Genomic DNA, 2,017 nt, shown 5'->3' on the forward strand with positions numbered 1-2,017 from the left:
CGCTCGGCATCTACACGTACGCCGCGGGCGGCACCGTCAACGCCGATCAGGAGCTGTCCGTCCCGCTCACCGTCACCGACGACTCGGCCGAGGAGCCGGTCGAGGTCACGAACGCCACGTTCGAGTGGGGCATCAACCTGGTCTCGCAGTACGGGTCGCCCGCGGGCGGCTGCAGCTTCTTCGTCGCCGGCATCGCCGACGGCACCGAGGCCAGCTACAAGGTCCAGGACGGCGACGTGTACCTGCTCAAGCGGCTGGCCGACGGCCGGGCCACCGCGGTGACGGCGGAGAACCGTTGCTTCCCGCTGGCCGACGACATGATCAACCAGCGTGCGCTGTTCACGAACGGCACCGGCGAGCTGGATGCGACCGGCGCCGGCAGCATCGCCTGGACCGGCGCGTTCACCATCTACTCCTACGGCGGCATGGTGCCGTGGTACGTCAAGGACCCGGTGCTGACGGTCGACGGCGAGGGCCACGGCGCCATCACCGCGGAGGTCGGCGGCTTCGCGTCGTCGATGGAGGACCCGACGGTCAAGGAGCCGCTCGAGCCCGAGCAGGACGTGACGATCCTGGAGCTGTCCGGCGTCGCCGTCGTCGACGGCGCCATCACCGGCACGCCGGTCTACCGGGGCGTCGACTACTTCCCGCTCAACGACCCCACCGACCCGGCGTCGGGCCGGCGGGAGACGTCGGCGATCCCGGACGAGGCGAAGGCGGCCGACCCGGCCTGGGGCTCCTGGCCGACCCCGATCGTCGACTTCCACTACCGCACCGGGCTGTCGTCGTACTGGCACACCAGCGGCCTGAGCGCGGACCCGAACAAGCCGCCGCTGCCGGTGCTGCTCGACCTCGACGGCGGCGTGCCGGAGTTCGTGGACGTCCATCCGATCACGATCAGCGGGCAGCCGCAGTGGGCGCAGGCCGTCACCGGCGAGGACGCCACCTTCACCGTCGTCGCCGAGAGCGCCGAGCCCGTGACCTACCAGTGGCAGCGGCGCGCTCCCGGCGCGACCGAGTGGGTGAACGTCGACGGCGCCACCGGCGCGACGCTGACGCTCCCGGCCGTGACGCCGGCGGACACCGGGACCTACGTGCGTGTGGTCGTCACGAACAGCACGACCTCGGCCACCTCGGACGCGGCCGGAGTGCAGGTCCAGGACGCGGCGGCGCCGGCTGTCTGGTCCTCGCCGCAGGACGTCACCACGTTCGCGGGGTACCGGGCGCAGTTCGCGGCCGACATCGCCGGGTGGCCGCCGCCCACGTACCAGTGGCAGACCAGCGTCGACGGCGGCGCGACGTGGACCGACCACGGCGAGGCCGGCCGGCTGCCGTCGCTGGAGCTGACCGGCGTCACCGCCGAGCAGGACGGGCTGCTGGTCCGGGCGGCCGGCAGCAACGGCCGCGGCGCGGACGTCGTCACCGAGACGGCGCGGCTGACGGTGCTGCCGGCGCCGACCGCGCCGACGCTGGTGCTTCCCGAGGGCACGATGCTCGACCCGGACGACGAGTGGTTGGTCGTCCAGGCGCTGGGCGGCGGCTACCCGGTGCCGACCGGCGACACCATCATGGCCGTCGTCGAGGCCGACGTCTGGGCCGCCCGCGACGACACGTTCGACTACGAGACCGCAGCGGTCGCGTGGTCGCACCTGCAGTCGGTCAACTTCACCGACGGGTTCGTCGACGCCGGACTGTACGTCGGCCCCGGCAAGATCGACCCGGCGAAGGACTACGTCTTCGTCACGTTCAGCACCACGCCGGGCGACCACAGCCACGACGCGCAGGTGGCGCTCCCGTTCTCCGGCGGCGAGCCGGTCTGGGAGCCCTCCATCGAGGTGTTCGCGGCGGACGGGGTGACGCCGGTGGCGGAGGCGGAGCTGGCCTATGGCGACACCGTCGTCGTGAAGGGCGAGGGCTTCGACCCTGCGGGCAATGTCGCGCCGGAGGGGAACCGTCCGCCGATCCCGGCTGGTGTCCCGGCGGGTGCGTATGTGGTGTTCGGGTCGTTCGCCGAGCA

The 2,017-nt window shown here is 72.5% G+C and carries 1 protein-coding gene; it reads left to right on the forward strand.

Translation table 11 applies throughout. The features are described 5' to 3' along the window. A partial coding sequence (locus tag DY240_RS32320; RefSeq protein ID WP_199702135.1) for an immunoglobulin domain-containing protein occupies positions 1-2,017 on the forward strand: 2,017 nt, incomplete at both ends.

Source organism: Jiangella rhizosphaerae, from assembly GCF_003579925.1.
GTDB classification, from domain to species: Bacteria; Actinomycetota; Actinomycetes; order Jiangellales; family Jiangellaceae; genus Jiangella; species Jiangella rhizosphaerae.